At 73.2% G+C, this 19,087-nt stretch carries 22 protein-coding genes; 10 read left to right on the top strand and 12 right to left on the bottom strand.

What is annotated here, in order from left to right:
* Nucleotides 1–117 precede the first annotated feature (117 nt).
* Nucleotides 118–357: a chaplin gene (locus AB0K43_RS16070; protein WP_363640012.1), complete on the bottom strand. Its 240-nt coding sequence runs from the start codon at nucleotides 355–357 to the stop codon at nucleotides 118–120.
* Nucleotides 358–617: 260 nt separating this feature from the next.
* Here AB0K43_RS16070 and AB0K43_RS16075 point away from each other — a divergent pair, with 260 nt between their 5' ends.
* From AB0K43_RS16075 to AB0K43_RS16090, 4 genes are all read left to right on the top strand, one after another.
* On the top strand, nucleotides 618–860 hold the full coding sequence (locus AB0K43_RS16075) for a chaplin (protein ID WP_363640014.1): 243 nt from the start codon (nucleotides 618–620) through the stop codon (nucleotides 858–860).
* Nucleotides 861–1,254: 394 nt separating this feature from the next.
* A complete protein-coding gene (locus AB0K43_RS16080) occupies nucleotides 1,255–1,497 on the top strand; it encodes a chaplin (protein ID WP_363640016.1) in 243 nt (80 codons plus the stop codon).
* 98 nt (nucleotides 1,498–1,595) lie between these two features.
* Nucleotides 1,596–1,880 carry a chaplin gene (locus AB0K43_RS16085; protein ID WP_363640018.1) on the top strand — a complete coding sequence of 95 codons (285 nt, stop codon included), beginning with the start codon at nucleotides 1,596–1,598 and terminating at the stop codon, nucleotides 1,878–1,880.
* Between the two features lie 154 nt (nucleotides 1,881–2,034).
* Nucleotides 2,035–2,433 carry a hypothetical protein gene (locus AB0K43_RS16090; protein WP_363640020.1) on the top strand — a complete coding sequence of 133 codons (399 nt, stop codon included), beginning with the start codon at nucleotides 2,035–2,037 and terminating at the stop codon, nucleotides 2,431–2,433.
* 127 nt (nucleotides 2,434–2,560) lie between these two features.
* On the opposite strand, the gene AB0K43_RS16095 is transcribed toward AB0K43_RS16090, so the two are convergent.
* Entirely contained in the window at nucleotides 2,561–3,247 is a 687-nt protein-coding gene (locus AB0K43_RS16095; protein ID WP_363640022.1) for a hypothetical protein, read from the bottom strand.
* A gap of 398 nt (nucleotides 3,248–3,645) precedes the next feature.
* Here AB0K43_RS16095 and AB0K43_RS16100 point away from each other — a divergent pair, with 398 nt between their 5' ends.
* The 3 genes from AB0K43_RS16100 (at nucleotide 3,646) to AB0K43_RS16110 (ending at nucleotide 5,054) form a co-directional block, all read left to right on the top strand.
* A complete protein-coding gene (locus tag AB0K43_RS16100; protein WP_363640024.1) occupies nucleotides 3,646–3,990 on the top strand; it encodes a rodlet layer protein in 345 nt (114 codons plus the stop codon).
* 200 nt (nucleotides 3,991–4,190) lie between these two features.
* Nucleotides 4,191–4,535, top strand: coding sequence for a rodlet layer protein (locus AB0K43_RS16105; RefSeq protein ID WP_350639974.1), 345 nt, complete (start codon nucleotides 4,191–4,193; stop codon nucleotides 4,533–4,535).
* Nucleotides 4,536–4,796: 261 nt separating this feature from the next.
* Entirely contained in the window at nucleotides 4,797–5,054 is a 258-nt protein-coding gene (locus AB0K43_RS16110; protein ID WP_363640026.1) for a hypothetical protein, read from the top strand.
* Nucleotides 5,055–5,132: 78 nt separating this feature from the next.
* Here the strand turns inward: AB0K43_RS16110 and hemB are convergent, their stop codons facing one another.
* From hemB to AB0K43_RS16145, 7 genes are all read right to left on the bottom strand, one after another.
* Complete coding sequence (gene hemB / locus AB0K43_RS16115) at nucleotides 5,133–6,113, bottom strand: porphobilinogen synthase (RefSeq protein ID WP_363640028.1); 981 nt, start codon at nucleotides 6,111–6,113, stop codon at nucleotides 5,133–5,135.
* Between the two features lie 59 nt (nucleotides 6,114–6,172).
* Entirely contained in the window at nucleotides 6,173–7,813 is a 1,641-nt protein-coding gene (locus AB0K43_RS16120; protein WP_363640030.1) for a bifunctional uroporphyrinogen-III C-methyltransferase/uroporphyrinogen-III synthase, read from the bottom strand.
* Nucleotides 7,810–8,799, bottom strand: coding sequence for a hydroxymethylbilane synthase (hemC, locus tag AB0K43_RS16125; RefSeq protein WP_363640264.1), 990 nt, complete (start codon nucleotides 8,797–8,799; stop codon nucleotides 7,810–7,812). Before hemC ends, AB0K43_RS16120 begins: the two co-directional genes overlap by 4 nt.
* A 38-nt stretch (nucleotides 8,800–8,837) precedes the next feature.
* Nucleotides 8,838–10,199 (bottom strand): glutamyl-tRNA reductase, encoded by a 1,362-nt coding sequence (locus AB0K43_RS16130; RefSeq protein WP_363640032.1) that lies wholly within the window; start codon nucleotides 10,197–10,199, stop codon nucleotides 8,838–8,840.
* A 34-nt stretch (nucleotides 10,200–10,233) separates the two neighbouring features.
* The gene (locus AB0K43_RS16135) at nucleotides 10,234–11,097 is read right to left on the bottom strand and encodes a redox-sensing transcriptional repressor Rex (protein ID WP_363640034.1); all 864 of its coding nucleotides are present in this window, start codon (nucleotides 11,095–11,097) and stop codon (nucleotides 10,234–10,236) included.
* A 101-nt stretch (nucleotides 11,098–11,198) separates the two neighbouring features.
* The gene (locus tag AB0K43_RS16140; RefSeq protein WP_363640036.1) at nucleotides 11,199–11,972 is read right to left on the bottom strand and encodes a 3'-5' exonuclease; all 774 of its coding nucleotides are present in this window, start codon (nucleotides 11,970–11,972) and stop codon (nucleotides 11,199–11,201) included.
* A gap of 163 nt (nucleotides 11,973–12,135) precedes the next feature.
* Nucleotides 12,136–12,408: a glutaredoxin family protein gene (locus AB0K43_RS16145; protein WP_363640038.1), complete on the bottom strand. Its 273-nt coding sequence runs from the start codon at nucleotides 12,406–12,408 to the stop codon at nucleotides 12,136–12,138.
* Between the two features lie 125 nt (nucleotides 12,409–12,533).
* On the opposite strand from AB0K43_RS16145, the gene AB0K43_RS16150 reads away from it, so the two are divergent.
* The 3 genes from AB0K43_RS16150 to AB0K43_RS16160 all read left to right on the top strand — a co-directional run bounded on the left by AB0K43_RS16150 (nucleotide 12,534) and on the right by AB0K43_RS16160 (nucleotide 16,475).
* Nucleotides 12,534–13,592 (top strand): HAD-IB family hydrolase, encoded by a 1,059-nt coding sequence (locus tag AB0K43_RS16150; RefSeq protein WP_363640040.1) that lies wholly within the window; start codon nucleotides 12,534–12,536, stop codon nucleotides 13,590–13,592.
* A 446-nt stretch (nucleotides 13,593–14,038) separates the two neighbouring features.
* Nucleotides 14,039–14,914, top strand: a complete 876-nt coding sequence (locus AB0K43_RS16155) for an ECF subfamily RNA polymerase sigma factor, BldN family (RefSeq protein ID WP_363640042.1) — start codon at nucleotides 14,039–14,041, stop codon at nucleotides 14,912–14,914.
* Between the two features lie 313 nt (nucleotides 14,915–15,227).
* Entirely contained in the window at nucleotides 15,228–16,475 is a 1,248-nt protein-coding gene (locus AB0K43_RS16160) for a DUF5667 domain-containing protein (protein ID WP_363640044.1), read from the top strand.
* Nucleotides 16,476–16,575: 100 nt separating this feature from the next.
* Here AB0K43_RS16160 and AB0K43_RS16165 read toward each other — a convergent pair whose 3' ends face one another.
* The 3 genes from AB0K43_RS16165 to AB0K43_RS16175 all read right to left on the bottom strand — a co-directional run bounded on the left by AB0K43_RS16165 (nucleotide 16,576) and on the right by AB0K43_RS16175 (nucleotide 18,956).
* Nucleotides 16,576–17,583 (bottom strand): lysophospholipid acyltransferase family protein, encoded by a 1,008-nt coding sequence (locus tag AB0K43_RS16165; RefSeq protein WP_363640046.1) that lies wholly within the window; start codon nucleotides 17,581–17,583, stop codon nucleotides 16,576–16,578.
* The gene (locus tag AB0K43_RS16170; protein WP_363640048.1) at nucleotides 17,580–18,656 is read right to left on the bottom strand and encodes an NAD-dependent epimerase/dehydratase family protein; all 1,077 of its coding nucleotides are present in this window, start codon (nucleotides 18,654–18,656) and stop codon (nucleotides 17,580–17,582) included. The genes AB0K43_RS16165 and AB0K43_RS16170 overlap by 4 nt, the downstream gene beginning before the upstream one ends.
* A 201-nt stretch (nucleotides 18,657–18,857) precedes the next feature.
* Nucleotides 18,858–18,956 carry an AURKAIP1/COX24 domain-containing protein gene (locus AB0K43_RS16175; protein WP_003948845.1) on the bottom strand — a complete coding sequence of 33 codons (99 nt, stop codon included), beginning with the start codon at nucleotides 18,954–18,956 and terminating at the stop codon, nucleotides 18,858–18,860.
* Between the last annotated feature and the right edge of the window lie 131 nt (nucleotides 18,957–19,087).

Genomic DNA, 19,087 nt, shown 5'->3' on the forward strand with positions numbered 1-19,087 from the left:
CGCCGCCCCGGGACGCGCCAGGGCCGCCACTCCGCGTCTCAGGAGGGGGAGAGACGGAGCGGCGGCCCGGATGCTGCGGAATCGACCAGCAGGCCGACTAGGGCCTGTGGGCCTGCGTCAGCCGACGTTGGCGCAGGAGTTGCCGAACGCCGGGTTGAGCAGGCCGATCACGTTGATCGAGTTGCCGCAGACGTTGACCGGGATGTGCAGCGGGACCTGAGCCTGGTTGCCCGAGATCACGCCCGGGGAGCCGGCCGCGACACCCTCGGCGCTGGAGCTCGCCGCGGCCGAGCCCGCACCAACCGCGACGATGCCGACGACAGCGGCGCCGACAGCGGCAACCTTCTTGACGCTCATATGAGTCTCCTCGAAAAATCAGATCTTCCAATTACCGCGCACCAATGGCCCAGCACGGAAGCGCACAAGGCGTGCACCAACCCCAACGAGGGCAAGGGCACGCGGATGCGCACACCCCTCGACAATCACCCGGATGCATCAATGAAGGCATTCGGGTGATCGCCGGGCCCGGCCGTTTCCCACCGCGTCCTGGGTCGTTCTCCCTGGCGAACCCAGCTCCATCCGGTGCCCGCCACCGGACGAAGAAATGAGACTTCACCATGCGCAAGCTCGCCTACGGCGCGTTCGGTTCTGCCGCGGCCGCGGCCCTGCTGCTCGGCTCCGCCGGCGTTGCCGCCGCCGGTGGCGCGTCGGCCGAGGGTGTCACCGCCGGTTCCCCCGGCGTGCTGTCCGGCAACCAGATCCAGGTGCCGGTGCACGTGCCGGTCAACCTCTGCGGCAACACCGTCGACGTGATCGGCCTGCTCAACCCGGCGTTCGGCAACTCCTGCCTCAACGCCTGAGGCCGACGGGTCCGTTCGACTCCCACCGGACGGACCGGCTCCCGCCATGGCCCCCACCAGGAGCCCATGACCCCAGGAGGGCCGAACCGCCTCGACACCGGCCGAGCGCCATCATGACCGGTCCGATGGTTCGTCACATATGCCTCGACCCCCATTTCTTCGAGGCACTCTCCTGGCCGCGCCGGAGTGCGGATGTCTCTCGACCGTGCGAGAAATAACCGCGGGGCGCACCACAGTGAGCGCGGCCGCTCCCGCCCAAGCCACGGGCGACACGCAATCCCTGAGCCGCGTGAGTGACAATCACGGCGCATCCCTAAATCAGCGGGCGATGATTCTGATTCGTCGCCCGGCACCCGACCTCCAACAGTCGGGCAGAAAACGGAGGAAGAACCCCATGCGCAACATCAAGAAGGCTGCTGTCCTGTCCTTCGCCGCCGCCGGCCTGGTGCTCGGTGCGGCCGGCGGTGCGGCCGCCAGCTCCGGCGCCGAGGCCGTCGTCGCCAACTCCCCCGGCGTGCTCTCCGGCAACTCGATCCAGATCCCGGTGCACATCCCGGTCAACGTCTGCGGCAACTCGATCAACGTGATCGGCCTGCTCAACCCGGCGTTCGGCAACTCCTGCGCCAACGTCGGCTGAATCAGCCGTAGCTGACGCTGCAGTACCCGCGTCGCACCGCCCCGGGAGGGGCGGTGCGACGCACTCCTCCCCGTGTGTGATCTAGGAGATCAACTCCCATGCAGAACGTGAAGAAGGCTGCCCTCCTCTCCGCCACGGCGGCGGGTCTGGTGCTCGGTGCGGCCGGCGGCGCGGCCGCCAGCTCCAGCGCCGAGGGCGTCGTCACCAACTCCCCCGGCGTGCTCTCCGGCAACTCGATCCAGGTGCCGGTGCACGTGCCGGTCAACCTCTGCGGCAACTCGATCGACGTGGTCGGCCTGCTCAACCCGGCGTTCGGCAACTCCTGCGCCAACGTCGACGGTGGCATCCAGCACGAGACCCCCGTCGTGGACGACGACTGCTGATCACCCGCTGATCCGCCCCGCCTCGTGTCAACTGCCCCTCGGCCCAAGGCCGGGGGGCAGTTCGCATCGGCGGCCGCCGCCCGTCGGCCGGATCGGCCGCAGCGGCGGCCCCGGTGCCGCCCACCACCCGTTCACACCGAAGGATTGGTCCCGCATGGCACTCAAGACGAGTGGCGCCGGCGCGCTGGCCGCGCTCGGCGCGGCGATGCTGCTGGGTGGCGCCGCCCCCGCGGCGCACGCCGCCCCCGCCCTGCCCACGACCGGCCTGCCCACGCCGGAGCTCAAGGCCCCCCAGCTCGCACCGACCGATGTCGGCCAGGCCATGGCGGGCACCTCCGCCGGCCTCGGTTACGCGGTCGCCCCGGTGAAGTCGCTGCGCCTGGACCCCTGGGCGCAGTCCTCCGCCGACTTCCTGAACAACGGCGTCGGGGTGCAGCCCGACAACGGCCTGCCCGCGCTGGGCACCGGCACCCTGACCTCCCCGCTGAGCGCCGGCGGCGGCGCCAAGGACCTCCCGGCCGTCGGCCCGCTGCTGGGCTTCCTGCCGGGCTGACCTCCGGGGCCGCCCGGCCGGCCCGGCGCACCACGGCGACGAGCCCGGTACCTCCCCCGAAGGGCGGTACCGGGCTCCGGCTGCTGCTCGGGCGGGCCGGCCGGCGGTCAGCCGGCCGCGCCGGCCGTCACTCCCCGGTGTCGTGGTTGAGGACCCCGTCGACGCTGGTGGTCGCCGCCGAGGTCAGGTTGCGGACCGTGTCCACCGCGGACACCGGCCGGTCGTCGCCGCCGAGCGAGGCCTTGGCGCCCGGCACCACCTGCACCCCCTCGCTCACCAGCCGCGGGTCGAGCCGGCCGAAGCTCAGCGCCCCGTCCGCCAGCTCGCCGCTGTGGTCGCCGAGGTAGCTGACCGGCTGGCCGAGTTCGAGCGCCGGGCCGGCCGCGTGCAGCGGGGCGGCGGGGGCGTCCAGGCCGAGGGTGCCCGGGGTGAGGCCTTCCGCGGCGGCGGGCAGCGGCAGCGTGGTCTTCAGGGCGGGGCCGACCTTGCCTGCGGCCAGCGAGGGCACCACCTGCTCCGGCATCAGCTGGTGCTTCTCCTGCGGCACCGGCGGCATCAGCGGGGAGGTCGGGATCGCCCCCGAGACCTCGCCCCCCTCGGCCAGCACCGGCAGCTGGCTGGTCGGGGCGCTCAGCGGGACCGTGAAGGGCACGGTCTGGGTGGACAAGGTGTCCTCCAGCGCGGCGACGTCCTTCGGCGTCATGGGGGTTGCCGTGGCCGTGCCCTGGGTGGCCACGACGCCGGCGCCGACCGCCAGGAGCAGGGCTCCGGTCGCCCGCTTGGAGAGCTTCATGCTGTTCACCGTTCTGTCCATGATCTTTTGATGGGTGCCTTCGGTCGATAGCCGCTGCGCAGCGGAAAGCACTCTGTCCAAACGAGCGACGCCCACCCGGGATTGCGAGAGTTAACCGGTACGGCCTATTAATCAGACCGTCTGACACTCCTGAGAGCGATCCCGGTCCCCCTCCCGTGAATCTGCCGTAACTTTCCCGCCGCTGACTCTTTGAGCTGGTTGTCGCAGCCAGGACAGCGGCAGGAGTCGGATCGCGGATCGGCTTGAAGCCCTTGATCTTCAAGGATCGGTCGCATTCCGAAATCCCCCCTGACGGGCTAGCAACCGCAGACCAGGTCGCTCGTTGAACGCTTTGCACGAAACAGCGGTCAAGCCCGCCGAGACGACCGTCCCTAGCATTCAGAGAGGTATCTCAGCTCATGCTCAAGAAGACCTTCGCCTCCGTCGGCCTGGCTGCCGCCGCGCTGGCCGCCATCGCCACGCCCGCCGCCGCGATCGGTGACGCGGACGGCGCCGCCGCCTCCATCCAGGGCAACGGTGGCACCAACTCCACCGGCACCTACGGCAACCACAGCCCCAACTTCCACTTCCTCGACAACCCGAACATCTGCCTGCCCGAGATCCACAACATCGGTGTCGGCGTGCTCGGTGTCGCGGTCCCGGTCGAGGTCGCTGCTCTGAACAACCAGCCGAAGCAGACCTGCGTCGTCGGCCAGAGCACCCTCGGCAGCGGCGACGGCGGCGTGTCCCACCTGGTGGGCTGAGGCCGTCTCCGGCTGAGGCCGGGCCTGGCGGCCCCTGCGCCGCCGGCCCGGCACCACCACCACCCAGTTCGGGGCCCGTACGTTCCGCACTGGTCCGGGGCCCGGTCCGCTCCCCCGGCCGGGCTCGCTCCACCGGCCCAACCTGAGCCACCGGTTGGGCACTCGCTCCACTCCATCAGATCCGAAAAGGAACCTCAGAGATGATCAAGAAGGCTCTCGCCGTCGCCGGTATCGCCGCCGCCGGCTTCACCATGGCCACCGCCCCCGCGATGGCCATCGGCGACGCGGACGGCGCCGCCGTCTCCGGCCAGGGCAACGGTGGCACCAACCACACCGGCACCGAGGGCAACCACAGCCCCAACTACCACACCCTGGACAACCCGAACCTGTGCCTGCCGGAGGTTCACAACATCGCGGTCGCCGTCATCGGTGCCGCCGTGCCGATCGAGGTCAAGGCTCTGAACAACAACCCGGAGCAGACCTGCGTCGTCGGCCAGAACACCGTGGGCAGCGGCGACGGTGGCGTCAGCCACCTGATCGGCTGATCAGCCGGGTAGCAGCGACCGCCGGGCCGGGGGGATCCTCCCTGGCCCGGCGGTTGCCGTTTCACCGCAGGTCAGAGCGGGTTTCGACGGTGACAGACTCACCCGTACGGCTGCGGTGCGTTCGGGTGACAGCGTGTCGATCCGGCGCGTACTGACCATCCGCCCGACGCACCATGTGTTCACGTGTAGTGACTCCCCCGTCACGCGTTCCGTCGGCTCTGTCCGCAGGGTGCCGAGGGCACGCAGAAGAGAGGACTTCTCATGAAGAGCATGCTGGGCAAGGCCCTGTTCACCGCGGCCGCCGCGGTGGCCGTCGCCGGTGTCTCCGCCCCCGCCTACGCGCACGTCGCCGCCGGTGGCGGCGGCGAGTTCGTGGCTTCCGCGCACGAGCCCTTCCTGGCCGGCGAGCAGCACGGCTGGGCGGAGACCAGCCACATCTTCGCGGCCGGCCACCAGTGGGGCTGGGCGACCGACGAGGCCGTCGCCGGCGGCGAAGAAGGCATCGCGATCATCGACTGACGCCACGCGCAGCACGGAGGCCGGGTCGCGTTCGCCGCGGCCCGGCCTCCGGGGTGTGCTGGGGTGTCGGACGGAGGGTCAGCGGACCATCCGGGCCGCCTCCAGGGCCCAGTAGGTCAGGATCTGCTCGGCGCCGGCCCGGCGGATCGAGGTGAGCGTCTCCAGGATCATGCGCTCCCGGTCCACCCAGCCGTTGGCCGCGGCGGCCTCGACCATCGCGTACTCGCCGGAGACCTGGTACGCGGCGACCGGCACCGGGGAGGCGTCGGCGATCTGCCGCAGGATGTCCAGGTAGGCCATGGCGGGCTTGACCATCACCAGGTCCGCGCCCTCGGCGAGGTCCTGCTCCAGCTCGCGCAGCGACTCGCGGGCGTTCGCCGGGTCCTGCTGGTAGGTCTTGCGGTCGCCCGTGAGCGAGGAGCCGACGGCCTCCCGGAACGGGCCGAAGAAGGCCGAGGCGTACTTGGCGGTGTAGGCCAGGATGCCGACGTCCTGGTGGCCGGCCCCGTCCAGGGCCCGGCGGACCACGCCGATCTGACCGTCCATCATCCCGCTCGGCCCGACCAGGTGGACGCCGGCGTCGGCCTGCACCACGGCCATGTCCGCGTACCGGGTCAGGGTGGCGTCGTTGTCCACGCTGCCGTCCGCGGCGAGGACGCCGCAGTGCCCGTGGTCGGTGTACTCGTCCAGGCAGAGGTCGGACATCACCACCAAGGCGTCGCCGACCTCGGCGACCACGTCCCGGATCGCCTGCTGAAGGATGCCGTCCGGGTTGGTGCCCTCGCTGCCGATCGCGTCCTGCACCTCGGGGACGCCGAACAGCATGATGCCGCCCAGCCCCGCCTCGGCCGCCTCGACGGCGGCCCTGCGCAGGGTGTCCCTGGTGTGCTGGACCACCCCCGGCATGGAGCCGATCGGCCGCGGCTCGGTGATCCCCTCGCGGACGAAGGCGGGCAGGATCAGCTCGGCCGGGTGCAGCCTGGTCTGGGCCACCAGCCGGCGCATCGCCGGCGTGGTGCGCAGTCGGCGCGGGCGGATCGACGGGAACTGGGCGGACACAGGGCGACTCCGAACGGTGAGAGGCCCGGGGAGGCGGCGGGGCCTCCCCGGGCGGGGTGTCAGCGCGCGGCCTTGCGGCGCGAGCCCGGACGGCGCTCGCTGGGCCGGTAGACCGGCTCCCCGGCGGCCGTGGCGGTGTCCCGGCGGTTGGCGCCGAACTCCGCGAGGGCCTGGGCCAGCGCGGCGGCGGACGGCGCGGGGGCCATCACGTCGACCCGCAGGCCGTGCTCCTCGGCGGTCTTGGCGGTCGCCGGGCCGATACAGGCGATGATCGTGACGTTGTGCGGCTTGCCGGCGATGCCGACCAGGTTGCGCACGGTGGAGGAGGAGGTGAAGAGCACGGCGTCGAAGCCACCGCCCTTGATCGCCTCCCGGGTCTCGGCCGGCGGCGGCGAGGCGCGGACGGTGCGGTAGGCCGTCACGTCGTCCACCTCCCAGCCGAGCTCGACCAGACCGGCCACCAGGGTCTCGGTGGCGATGTCGGCGCGCGGCAGCAGCACCCGGTCGATCGGGTCGAACACCGGGTCGTACGGCGGCCAGTCCTCCAGCAGACCGGCGGCGGACTGCTCGCCCGAGGGCACCAGGTCCGGCTTGACGCCGAAGTCCACCAGCGCCTGCGCGGTGGTCTCGCCGACCGCCGCGACCTTGATGCCGGCGAAGGCCCGGGCGTCCAGCCCGTACTCCTCGAACTTCTCCCGGACGGCCTTGACCGCGTTGACCGAGGTGAAGGCGATCCACTCGTAGCGGCCCGTCACCAGGCCCTTGATGGCGCGCTCCATCTGCTGCGGGGTGCGCGGGGGCTCCACCGCGATGGTGGGCACCTCCTGCGGCACCGCGCCGTACGAGCGCAGCTGGTCGGAGAGGCCGTGGGCCTGCTCCTTGGTCCGCGGCACCAGCACGTTCCAGCCGAACAGCGGCTTGGTCTCGAACCAGGAGTGGGACGAGCGGTGCGCGACCTGCTCGCCCACCACGGCTATCACCGAGGTGGCCGGGTCGACCGGGGCCGACACCGGGGAGGGCAGCACCCGGGCCGCCTTCAGGTCGGCCGCGATCGAGGCCAGCGTGGAGGTGAAGGTGCGCTGGCGGGTGGTGGTGCCGGAGAGGGTCGCCGAGAGCGCGGCCTCGGGCTTGCGGCCGTTGGCCACCAGCGCGTTGGCGGTGGCGGGCAGCTGGCCGAGGGTGGTGCGGACCACCAGCGTGGTCTCCTGCGCGCCGAGGTCCGGCACGCCGCCGGCCAGCAGCTGGGCGGCGTCCACGAAGCGCACGTCGGCGCCGTGGCTGCCGCGCAGCGGGACGCCCGCGTAGGCCGGGACGCCGACCGACTGGGCGACCCCGGGGATCACCTCGAAGGGGATCGCCGAGCGCGCGCAGACCAGCATCTCCTCGGCGGCGCAGCCGTCCAGGCCGGGGTCGCCGTCGACGGTGCGGACCACGTGCTTGCCGGCTCGGACGGCGTCCGCGACCAGCTTGGCCACGTCCAGCCCGGCCTCCTCGGCCGGGCTGTGCACCTGGACGCCGCTGGGGCAGTGGGTGCGTACCGCGGCGGCGGTCAGCGGGTCGGTCACCAGGACGTCGGCCGAGGCCAGCACGTCGACTGCGCGCAGGGTCAGCAGGCCCGGGTCACCCGGACCCGCCCCCAGGAAGGTGCAGCGGCCCGTGCTGGGGACCGGGCTGGCGGCGGTGGCGGCAGTGGGGCTCATCGGGCTCGCTCCCCCATCAGGTCGGCCGCGCCCTCGGCGAGCAGCCGGGCGGCCAGCGCGCGGCCCAGGGCCGCGGCCTGCTGCTCGGCGTCCTCGTCCAGGACGATCGGGCCGGTGGCGGTCATCTTCAGCAGGGTGGCGCCGTCGACGGTGCCGACCACGCCCTCCAGCCGCAGTTCGGTTCCTTCCCAGGTCGCGAGAGCCGCGACGGGGGCGGAGCAGCCGGCCTCCAGGGTGGCCAGCAGGGCTCGCTCGGCGACCACGGCGGCCCGGGTGGGCCGGTGGTCCAGCGCGGCCAGCAGGGCGGCCAGCTCCGGGTCGACGCACTCGACGGCGAGCGCGCCCTGCCCGGGGGCGGGCAGCATCAGCTCGGGGTCGAGGTGCTCGGTGATCTCCTCGGCGCGGCCGAGCCGGTTGAGGCCGGCGGCGGCCAGCAGCACCGCGTCCAGCTCGCCCTGGGCGACGTAGCCGATCCGGGTGTCGACGTTGCCGCGGATCGCGACCGTCTCCAGCTCGGTGCCGCGGGCGGCGGCCCAGGCGTTCAGCTGGGCCATCCGGCGCGGGGAGCCGGTGCCTATCCGGGCCGGGCGGCCGGCCAGCTTCTCCACCAGGTGCTCCAGGCCGAGGCCGTCGCGGGCGACCAGGGCGTCCCTGGGGTCCTCCCGCTCGGGCACGGCGGCCAGCCGCAGGCCGTCGGGCGCCGCGGTCGGCAGGTCCTTGAGGGAGTGCACGGCGAGGTCGATCCGGCCCTCCAGCAGCGCGTCGCGCAGGGCGGAGACGAAGACTCCGGTGCCGCCGATCTGCGCGAGGGCCTCGCGGGAGGTGTCGCCGTAGGTGGTGATCTCCACCAGCTCGACGGGGCGGCCGGTGACCTTGGACACCGCACGGGCGATCATGCCCGACTGGGCCATCGCGAGGGCGCTGCGGCGGGTGCCGAGGCGGAGCGGTCGCGGCTCACCCTGGGGGTTGCGCGGTTGACCATGCATGGGTTCGTCCTGGTCGTGCTGGGTGGCTGACTGGTGGTTCATCTGGATGCTCCGGCCGACTGGCTGCCGGGGTGCGCGCTCTGGGCGCCGATCGGCGTACCGACCGGGGTGCCGGAGACAGCGTGCACCGCCGCCGGGTCCAGGTCGAACAGCTCGCGCAGGGCGTCCGCGTACGAGGCGCCGCCGGGCTCGGCCGCGAGCTGCTTCACCCGCACGGTGGGCGCGTGCAGCAGCTTGTCGACGACCCGCCGGACGGTCTGCGTGATCTCGGCCCGGGACCTCTCGTCCAGGTCGGGCAACCGGCTGTCCAACCGGGCGAGTTCGCTGCTGACCAGGTCGGAGGCCATCGACCGGAGGGCGACCACGGTGGGGGCGATCCGGGCCGCGCGCTGGGCGGCGGCGAAGCCGGCCACCTCGTCGGCGACGATCGTGGTGACCGCGTCGACGTCGCCCGCGCCGGGGGTGGCGGCGTGCGCGTGCGAGAGGCTCTCCAGGTCGACCAGCAGGGCGCCGGGCAGGGCGTGCACGTCGTGGTCGACGTCCCGCGGCATCGCGAGGTCGAGGAAGGCCAGCGGGGTGGCGGCGGTGCGGGTGGCGAGGGCGCGGGACACCGCGTCGGCACCGATCACCACGCCGGCCGCGCCGGTGCAGGAGATCACCAGGTCGACGTCGGCGAGCGCGTCGGGCACCTTGGCGAAGTCCAGCGTGCGGGCGCCACCGCCGAGGATCTCCACCAGGCGCTCGGCCCGGGCAGCGGTGCGGTTGGCGACCAGCAGGTCGGTGACCCCGGAGCGGACCAGGGTGGCGGCCGCCAGCGAGCTCATCGAGCCCGCGCCGACCACCAGCGCCCGCTTGCCGGCGATCTCCCCGGCCCGGGCGGCGATCTGCTCCAGGCCGAAGGTGACCAGCGACTGGCCGGCCTTGTCGATGCCGGTCTCGCTGTGCGCCCGCTTGCCGACCCGCAGCGCCTGCTGGAACAGCTCGTTCAGGCCGCGCCCGGCGGTGTGCTCCTCCTGGGCGCGGGCCAGCGCGTCGCGCAGCTGGCCGAGGATCTGGCCCTCGCCGACCACCATGGAATCCAGGCCGCAGGCCACCGAGAAGAGGTGGTGGACGGCCCGGTCCTCGTAGTGGACGTAGAGGTGCGGGGTGAGCTCCTCGAGGTCGACGCCGCTGTGGTGGGCGAGCAGCAGCGACAGCTCGGCGACGCCGGCGTGGAACTTGTCCACGTCCGCGTAGAGCTCGATCCGGTTGCAGGTGTTGACCAGCGCGGCCTCGCCGACGGTCGCCGTGGCGGCGGCGTCGTGCAGCAGCCGGGTGGGGACGTCGCCGGTCAGCGCGGCGCGCTCCAGCACGCCGACGGAGGCGGTGCGGTGGCTGAGGCCGACCACGAGAAGGCTCATGCCCGACCCCCGTGCAGACAGTGGTTCCTGGTGTTCACGCCGGCATCACCGCGGAGCGCTCGCCCTCGGTGCCCTTGCCGGGCTTGCCCTTGGCCGGCTCGGCCTTGGCGGTGCCGCCGGCGGCCCGGCGGAGCTTGGCGGCCGCGGCCCGGACCGGGCCCGGGGCGCGGTCCAGCATGCCGCCGTCCTGGGTGGGCTCCTCGCCGGCCTTGCGCTGCTCGTGGAAGGCGAGGATCTGGAGCTCTATCGACAGGTCGACCTTGCGCACGTCCACCCCGTCCGGGACGGTCAGCACGGTGGGCGCGAAGTTCAGGATGCTGGTCACGCCGGCCTCCACCAGCCGGTCGCAGACCTGCTGGGCGGCGCCGGGCGGGGTGGTGATCACGCCGATGGAGACCTGCTGGGCGGCCACGATGGCCTCCAGCTCGTCCATGTGCCGCACCGGCAGCCCGGCCGCGCTGCTGCCGACCACGGCCGGGTCGGCGTCCAGCAGGGCCGCCACCCGGAAGCCGCGGGAGGCGAAGCCGCCGTAGTTGGCCAGGGCGTGGCCCAGATTGCCGATGCCGACGATGACGACCGGCCAGTCCTGGGTGAGGCCCAGCTCGCGGGAGATCTGGTAGACGAGGTACTCGACGTCGTAGCCGACCCCTCGGGTGCCGTACGAGCCGAGGTAGGAGAAGTCCTTGCGCAGCTTCGCGGAGTTGACCCCGGCGGCGGTGGCCAGCTCCTCGGAGGAGACGGTGGGCACCGAGCGCTCGGAGAGCGCGGTGAGCGCCCGCAGGTAGAGCGGCAGGCGGGCGACGGTCGCCTCCGGGATGCCCCGGGCACGGGAGGGTCGGCGCGCGGCGCCTGCGTCGGGCGTCTGCGAACTGCTCTGGGTGGGTCGGCCGATTGCCACGGTGCTCCTGTAGGTGAAGCTGGGCTTAGGCAGCCAGGCTATGCGTTTGTGAACGTGTGCACAAAGATGGTGTCCGATTTGTCCCCGCACAGTGATGCGCATCACTCACCACCGGCCGTGCGGAGCGGCAGCCGGGGATGGTCCGTACCCGGTGGCAGTGGGCCGACCGGCACCTCCCGGCGGATCTGCGGGACCGGCCCGCCGGACCGCTCGGCCCGGTCCTGGTCCAGCCGGGGCCAGGGCAGCACGGCCGCCTCGCGCAGCGGCGCGCGCCAGTCCGCGACCCGCTCCCCGGCCCGGCCGGCGCCCCGCTCGGCGGGGTCGGCCGGCTGCGGCGGGACGGCGACGCAGTGCCTGAGCAGCTCGGCGGTGGCCCGGGCATCTCCCAGCGCGGTGTGCGCCGGGTACCAGCCGAGACCGGCCGCGGCGGTGCAGGCCGCCAGGCCGTAGCCGCCCGCGTCGGGCAGCCGGCCGCGGGCCAGTCGCATGGTGCACAGCTCCGGGACGGCCGGCAGCTCGACGCCGATCCGGGCGAACTCACGCTCCAGGAAGGCCCGGTCGCAGCTGACGTGGTGGCCGACCAGCACCCGGCCGGCCAGCAGCTCCAGCAGGGCGGGCGCGACCTCGCGAAAGCGCGGGGCGCCGACCACCTGGTCCTGGGTTATCCGGTGCACATGGGTGGGACCGACCGGGCCGGCCGGATCGATCAGGGTGGAGAACTCGCGCTCGGTGCCGAGGGTGTCGTCCAGCAGCACGACGGCGACCTCGACCACCCGGTGCCGCCACGGGCTCCGGCCGGTGGCCTCGACATCGACCACGGCGAACCCGCCGGGCGGGGCGGGTGCGGGAGGCGCGGGGCGGCGACCGAGCGGCATCGTCCTGCTCTCCTCTTATCTACAGCCCCCGGCGGACACCGAACCTGACGATGGTAAGCCGACGAACGAGCCGTTTTTCAAGGAGATCTTCATCTCGCGGGCAACGATTTGGCGTACCACCCCCGCCGAACGACGGGGGTCGCCGCCGCCGGACCGGCTCCGGTCAGGCGCCCAGCGCGGTGCGCAGCCGGCGCTCGTCGACCCGCCAGAAGTCGTGCTGGCGGCCGTCGATCAGGGTGACCGGGATCTGCTCCCAGTACTTCTCGTACAGCGCCTCGTCCTGGGTGATGTCCTTCTCCTCGAACGCCGCGCCCAGCTCGCCGGTGACCCGGACGATCACCGCGCGGGCGTCCTCGCACAGGTGGCAGTCCGGCTTGCCGATCAGGGTCACGGTCCGGTCCGCCGGGTTCTTCTTCTCGCGTCGCAGCAGGCTCACCCGGCCATTGTGCCTCCCCGGTGCCCGGTGGCCGGGCGGCGGTCACGGGCCGGATGCGGGCTGTTAACGGCGCCTGCACATCACGGTCACGGGATCCGACAGCGCTGCTGGCTATGCTCGGTGCCATGGCCGCGCTGAGAAGGCTCACCCAGGCAAGGCGTTCCCCGAACGAGCGGACCGCCCTGGCGGGCGAGGCCGCCGCCGAGGCCGCCGAGGCGGACCTGCTCGCCCTCGGTCCGGTCGGCACGGCCACCGGTACGGCCGCGGCCACGGCCGCCCCCGCCGCAGCAGCCGCCCCCGGGGACACCGCCGCCGAGACCGCCGCGCCCGCGCAGCCGCCGGCCGACGGGCGCAAGGCGGCCAAGGCGCCGAAGGCCCCCGCCGAGGACCACACCCCGACGCCGGACGACCCCCGGGCGGCCGCGTTCTTCGACTGCGACAACACCATCCTGCGCGGGGCCGCGATCTTCTACCTGGGCATCGGGCTGTACCGCCGGCGGTTCTTCAGCCGCCGGGACGTGGCCCGGTTCGCCTGGCAGCAGGCCTGGTTCCGGCTGCACGGCTCGGAGGACCCGGCGCACATCGCGGACGCCCAGGACACCGCGCTCGGTCTGGTCGCCGGGAAGCGGACGGCGGAGCTGGAGGCGATCTGCGAGGAGATCTTCGAGGAGGTGATCGCCCGCAAGATCTGGCCCGGCACCCGCGCCCTGGTCCAGATGCACCTGGACGCCGGCCAGCGCACCTGGCTGGTGACCGCCGCCCCGCAGGAGGTGGCCCGGATCATCGCCCGGCAGCTCGGGATGACCGGCGCGCTGGGCACGGTCGCCGAGACCGCGGACGGGGAGTACACCGGCCGGCTGGTCGGCGGCCTGCTGCACGGTCCGGCCAAGGCGGCCGCCGTGCAGTCGCTGGCCCGCCGGGAGCAGCTGGACCTCAGCCGCTGCGCGGCGTTCAGCGACTCCGCCAACGACATCCCGATGCTGGCCCTGGTCGGCCACCCGTATGTGATCAACCCGGATGCCACTCTGCGCCGGCACGCCCGGGCGATGGGCTGGCGGGTGCGCGACTTCCGGACCGGCCGCAAGGCCGCCCGGATCGGGCTGCCGGCCGCGGCCGGGCTGGGGGTGCTGGTCGGGGCCGCGGCGGCCGCGGTGGCGATGCAGCGGCGACGGCGTACGGCCTGATCACCGCGTCAACCTGGCGTTTGTCCGGCCACTCCATGGATGGGCTTCGGCTCACGCTATCGAGCGAACCGCCGCCCGGGCGGCGAGGTGACCGAACCAGATCGCCGGTGACGGGATCTGATCGTTCGTCGACTTGGGAAAGTCGGGGGTTGCGAGGCCCCAGGGCGGGGAAACCGCCCCTCCTTCCCCTAAATTGGTCACACCACGCTTACGAGCGCTCACGTTGCGCCAGACGGCTGTTGGCAACTCCGGTCATTACCAGCTGAATATGCGCGACAAGTGGACTTCAAACGACCACTTCGACCACAGGGTGTAGCTGTCATTGCACAAAGCGTTATCCTCTCCTGGATGCACGCCACCACGCATCCCCGGTGACGGGGGGTCAGGCAGTGTGCTCTCCGCACTGGCGGAGGTGACCCGTCCACAGTTCTGCCTCTGGGAGTCCCGTGTACCCACCCGTCCGGAACGACGCGCCTACCTCCCCCCGCCCGTCGACCGCCACCCTGCGTCCCGGTACGCGCCTGGACCAGCTGTGGGCCGCGATCCGTGACTTCGAGCTGCTCGGGCCCCAGCTCGCCCTGGCCGGCGCCGCCCCGGCCGCCGGCCTCGGCCGGCCGCCCCGCCCCGCCGCCGGCGCCCTGCTGCGCTCGACCGCCACCAGCGGACCGGGCACCGCCGCGAGCGGCGGAGCCGCTGCCGGCGCCCGGGGCAGAACCGCCGTCGGCACCGGCCGCGGCCGGGCCAGGTCCGCCCCGAACACCGGCTTCGAGACCGAGCACAACCCGATCGTCGACCTGGTCGAGCGCGCCCAGAATGGCGAGAGCGAGGCCTTCGGCCGGCTCTACGACCACTACTCCGACACCGTGTACCGGTACATCTACTACCGGGTAGGCAGCCGGGCCACCGCAGAGGACCTCACCAGCGAGACGTTCCTGCGCGCGCTGCGCCGGATCGGCACCTTCACCTGGCAGGGCCGGGACTTCGGCGCCTGGCTGGTGACCATCGCCCGCAACCTGGTGGCCGACCACTTCAAGTCCAGCCGCTTCCGGCTGGAGGTCACCACCGGCGAGATGCTGGACTCCAACGAGTGCGAGCGCAGCCCCGAGGACTCGGTGCTGGAGTCGCTCTCCAACGCGGCCCTGCTGGACGCCGTCCGGCGGCTCAACCCGCAGCAGCAGGAGTGCGTGACGCTGCGCTTCCTGCAGGGCCTCTCGGTCGCCGAGACGGCTCGGATCATGGGCAAGAACGAAGGCGCCATCAAGACCCTCCAGTACCGCGCGGTGCGCACGCTGGCCCGCCTGCTGCCGCCCGACGCCCGGTGACCGGGGCGGCCGCGGCAACCGCGGGTCCCGGCTCGGGCGAGATATCCGAGACCCCGCCGGACGCCCCACCGGGCGCCCGGTCAGGCACCCTGTCAGCTCCGCCCCGGCCCGCACACGTGCGGGTGAATGGGCGGTCACATGATCAGCCGTGCGTAACCGACTCCCGGCACCGCTCGTTGGCCAGCGTGCAATCCGTCATCGGGGCCGCAGTCAAGCCCGATCCAGGCATGTCACCCGATGGTGTGGTTTCGGCCCGCCGAGGCAACCGTCCGGCCGGCCTGGGTGTCGAAAACGACGAAGGGAGGTGTGGCCCGTGACGGCAAACGTGCTGGAGCACCGGCGGGCAAAGGCCTTCGCCGAGGCGCTGGAGGCCCACCGGACAGAGAGCAGGGCCGACACCGAAGGCGCGGCCCGGGAGAGCTCTTCCCGGGGTGGCCACGCCCGGAGCGGTTCGGCCGCGATGGCCGAGCTGCTGGCGATGGCCGGCGCGCTGGGCGCGGTGCCCGAGCCGGAGCTGGACGCACAGACCCGTGCGGTCCAGCGGGCGCAGCTGATGGCCGCGTTCGAGCAGGAGTGGGCCGGGGTCCGGCCCACCGCGGTGCTGCCCCGGCAGCGCAGGCACCGGGCGGTCCGGGCGGTCTCGGGCAGTCGCTGGGGCCGGAGGCTGGCGATCGGCGGCCTGGTCGCGGGAGTGGCGGTCGGCAGCTTCGCCGGCGCGGCCGCGGCGAGCACCAACGCGCTGCCGGGGGACACGCTCTACGGCATGAAGCGCGGTCTTGAGGGGCTCCAGCTGGACTGGGCCGACTCCGACTCCGAGCGCGGCGCCCTGCTCCTGGAGCAGGCCTCCACCCGGCTCGACGAGGCGCAGTCACTGCTGCAGCGGGCCGGTTCGGCGAACGCGCTGAGCCCCGACACGGTCGAGCAGGTCCGGCGCGCGCTGGACGACATGCACACCGAGGCCGTGCGCGGCCGCGACCTGCTGCGCGCGGTGTACCGGAGCAACGGCTCGCTCGCCCCGATGCGCAAGCTGGCCACCTTCGCCGACGGCGAGGACGACCGCTGGAGCACGTTGCAGAGCCGGCTCCCCGACCAACTGACCAGCCAGGCCGGCAAGGTCGACCAGCTCTTCGACGACATAAGCGAGGACGTCGCGCCCCTGCACCTGGAGCAGCCGCCCGCCGCGGGCGGTTCGGCTCCCGGTGGCTCGGGAGCGGGCGACGACCAGTCCCCGGGCACCACCGGCCACGGTCCCGGCCTCGTCGGCGGCCGGCCGGACGCACCCGCCGGTACGCCCAACTCGCATGCGAAGAACGGTAGTTCGGGTGGAGCGGCAGCCGGTGGCACGACCCCGAGCAGTGCCCCGGGCGGGGTCGGCAGCCTGGTCGACGGGCTGACCAACGGCCTGACCGGCGGGGGCGCCGACAGCACCCCGTCGGCCGGCCGGCCGGACCGCTCGGGCGAGGGCTCCCCCGCCCCGTCCGGTGCGGCCACCCCGCAGGGCCAGGGCCTCACCATCCCGCCCCTGCTCCCGGGTCTGCTGCCGGGTCTGACCCTCAACTGACCGACGGCTCGGCGGCCGCAGGCACCTGCCTGCGGCCGCCGAGCCGTGTGCTGCGGGCGGCTGCCGTTCAGCCGGAGAGGCGGCTCCGAGGAAGACCGGCTCAGAAGAAGACCGAGCGGCGCTGCACCAGGAGCTTGTACAGGGTGTGCTGGATGGTCTCGCGGACCTGGTCGGTCAGGTCGAAGACCAGCATCGGGTCGTCCGCGGCCTCCTTGGGGTAGCCGTCGGTCGGGATCGGCTCGCCGAACTGGATGGTCCACTTGGTGGGCAGCGGGATGGCGCCGAGCGGGCCGAGCCACGGGAAGGTCGGGGTGATCGGCAGGTAAGGCAGGCCGAGCAGCCGGGCCAAGGTCCGGAAGTTGCCGATCATCGGGTAGGTCTCCTCCGCCCCGACGATCGAGCAGGGCACGATCGGCACCTGGGCCCGCAGCGCGGAGGCGACGAACCCGCCGCGGCCGAAGCGCTGGAGCTTGTAGCGGTCGGCGAAGGGCTTGCCGATGCCCTTGAAGCCCTCCGGCCAGACCCCGACCACCTCGCCGCGCTCCAGCAGGGTCTGCGCGTCCTCGTTGCAGGCCAGCGTGTGCCCGGCCTTGCGGGCCAGCTCGCCGACCACCGGCAGGACGAACACCAGGTCGGCCGCGAGCATCCGCAGGTGGCGCCGGGCCGGGTGGTGGTCGTGCACCGCGACCTGGGTCATCAGCGCGTCCAGCGGCACCGTGCCCGAGTGGTTGGCGACGATCAGCACACCGCCCTCGGCGGGGATGTTCTCGATGCCCCGGACCTCGATCCGGAAGTACTGCTCCGCCAGCGGGCGCAGCAGCGAGAGGAAGACCTCCTCGGTGAGCTCCTGGTCGAAGCCGAAGTCGTCCACCTCGTAGTCGCCGGTGATCCGGCGCCGCAGGAAGGACAGGCCCTCGGCGGCCCGGCCCTCCCAGCCCTTGCCGAACAGCCGGGTGGCGCTCTCGCCGAGCCGCCCGGCCAGCGCCCCGCCGACCGCCCCGGCGAGCCGGTCGGCCAGGTCGGCCTGTCCGCCGCCCTGCCAGCTGGGGGCGGACTGGATCGGGATGACCTTGGCCTCGCCCGCGGCGTGTTCCCTGGCGGCAGTCATCGCGGCATCGGCTCCTCGGTGTGGTGGCCTGCGGTGTGGTGGTGGGCATCGGGCGCGAGCAGGCCGGCCAGCCGGTCGGTGACGGCGCACAGCCGCTCGGGCGGCAGCAGGCCGGTGGACTGGGCGGCGGCGAAGTCGGCGAAGGCCTGCGGGGTGGTGTACCGCGGGGTGAAGCCGAAGGTGCCGCGCAGCCGGGCGGTGTCGACCACCCGGCCGTGGCTGAGCAGTTGGATCTGCTCGGGCGACATGTCGGCCAGCCTGGTCTGCCGGACCAGACCGGCCACCAGGTTGAGCGCGGGCAGCAGCAGCGGCACGGTCGGCCGGCCGAGCCGGCGGGCGCACTGCGAGAGCAGCAGCACGCCGTCACCGGCCACGTTGAAGGTGCCGGTGTTGGTGGTGCCGGGGGCCGGCTCCCCGGCGGCCAGCCGGAGCACCTCGACCGCGTCGTCCTCGTGGACGAACTGGAGCCGGGGGTCGCGGCCGAGCACGGTGGGCAGCAGCGGCAGGGCGAAGTAGGCGCTGAGCGGGGTGTCGCCGGCCGGGCCGACGATGTTGGCGAACCGCAGCACGGTGACGGCGACGTCGGGGCGGCGCCGGGAGAAGCCGCGGACGTAGCCCTCCACCTCGGCGGCGTCCCGGGCGAAGCCGCCGGGCGGCAGCTGCTTGGGCTGCATGCCCTCGGCGAAGACCGCCGGGTCGCGCGGCGCGGAGCCGTACACGGCGGTGGTGGACTTGACCACCAGGCGGCGCAGGCCGGGGGCCTTCTGGCAGGCACCGAGCAGCTGCATGGTGCCGATGACGTTGGTCTCCTTGACGGCGCTGCGGCCGCCGGAGCCCATGGCGCTGACGTTGAGGTGGACCACCGTGTCGACGCCGTGCTCGGCGATCACCCGGGCGACGGCCGGGCGGCGCAGGTCGAGCTTGTGGAAGACGACCCCGGGCGGCAGCTCGCCGGGCGGCGGCTGGACGTCGACGCCGACCACCTTCTCGACCCCCGGCCGCCCGGCGATCTCGGCGGCGAACCTCACTCCCAGGTGGCGGGCCACTCCGGTGACGAGCACGACCTTGCCCACGTGTCCGTGTCCTCCTCAGTCCCGTCCCTGCCTGAAACCGTACCGCGCGGGGATTTCCTGGACGCAAACACGCCGAGGGGTGGAAACACGACTGCCCGCCCCGGCGGAATGCCGGGGCGGGCAGTGCGCACACCTGGTACGCGAGAGCGACCGTGGGCGGGCTGACTCCCGCGCGATACGGGGCAAGCGCCAGCCGAGGTGTTACTTCTTGTTGCGACGCTGAACGCGAGTCCTCTTCAGAAGCTTGCGGTGCTTCTTCTTGGCCATACGCTTGCGACGCTTCTTGATGACAGAGCCCACGGAACAACCCTCGCTCACTCGGACCCACGCCCGTGAGAGACGGGAGTCCATACGACTGACGGAGGGCCTAGCCTACCCCCCGCTTCGCTCAAGCCGTAATCGGCCCCGATCGAGCGCTTGCGCCGTGTCCG

This window comes from Kitasatospora sp. NPDC049258, from assembly GCF_040678895.1.
Classification (GTDB): Bacteria; Actinomycetota; Actinomycetes; order Streptomycetales; family Streptomycetaceae; genus Kitasatospora.